Annotated in this window: 2 protein-coding genes; one reads left to right on the forward strand and one right to left on the reverse strand. The window is 53.7% G+C overall.

What is annotated here, in order from left to right; all coding sequences use genetic code 11:
* The coding region (locus V6D20_13665; GenBank protein ID HEY9816827.1) for a hypothetical protein at window positions 1–429 on the forward strand (429 nt) is incomplete at its 5' end.
* A gap of 67 nt (window positions 430–496) precedes the next feature.
* On the opposite strand, the gene V6D20_13670 is transcribed toward V6D20_13665, so the two are convergent.
* On the reverse strand, window positions 497–1,143 hold a 647-nt coding region (locus tag V6D20_13670; GenBank protein HEY9816828.1), incomplete at its 5' end, for a hypothetical protein.

The following is a 1,143-nucleotide window of genomic DNA, read 5'->3' on the forward strand; positions in this document are numbered from 1 at the left end:
AAGTTTGGGTCAGTGCCGGATCTATATAACTACCTAACCTGGATGACTGCCCACGGCCTGCCCAAGTCTTGGCTGCAAAATCCCACCGTCATTGAGTTTTTGACCCACGTGAGCTACCGCATGACTCAATGGAGCGATCGCTTGAGTGGCGTAGGTGTAGGCATTCATCTAGAGATCCAAGGACGGCTCCATGGACAGCCCGCGTCCTATACCGCCACGCTGACCCATCCACAAACGGCGATCGCGGCGGCGGCGGGGGTGGGTTGTCTCGCCCAGTATGTGCTGAGCCAGCAACTGCAGCAGCCTGGGGTCTACCCAGTAGAGCGAATTCTCTCAACGCCTGCGTTTGAGCAAGCCATGGCCCAGCGCGATATTCTCATTCAGCGATCGCTGCCGTCGATCACACCAGAATCTCCCATGAATAGCTAAGACCATGAACGATCTATCTGACGATCTGATCATGGCGATCTGATCATGGCGATCTGATCATCTAGGATTACAGCTCTGCCGCCGGCACTTGTCCGAACCCGGCTTGCAGAATCCAGGCAAGGATCAGTTGGGTGAGCAGCAAAAGACGCTGTCGCTGTCGGTGCGTAAGGGCAGTTTGGTGTGGATCGAAAAGATGGCTATGGCGCTCCACCTGCTGCAAGCGATCGCAAAGGCTGAGAGCCAGCTTGAGCAAGCGGTTCTCCATTTGACTGGTTTGACTGGATTGCTCAGGGCTGAGATGCCACTGGGTCAACCTTTCTGCTAGGTAATCAATAACTTCCACAAGCTCATAAAGCAGGGCTTTTTCCGCAGAATCGAGCGATGGAGGATCCTCAGCCTGAACATCCCAGCTAGATAATTTAAGGGTGCTCTCATGAAGGGCAGAATAGGTCTTGGTATGATGTGAGTGGATAGATCTATCTAATGATCGATCCATTTCATCCATCAGCCTCCGTAACGTTTGGCAGCGGGCATGGCCATGCTGAAGCGGCCAAAGGCGATCGCCCAGCGTCAGATTCTTTCCTGCCGTTAGTGTGCCGAGTGGGTTGAGATACTCATCCGAGAGATGCTGGATAACCAGGGTGATCCAAGGAAACAGGGCGCGATCGCAAACATGAAGGATGAGCCATCCGGTCTCTGTGTAGCGTAATGTGA

The sequence above is a fragment of the Candidatus Obscuribacterales bacterium genome (assembly GCA_036703605.1).
GTDB lineage: Bacteria > Cyanobacteriota > Cyanobacteriia > RECH01 > RECH01 > RECH01.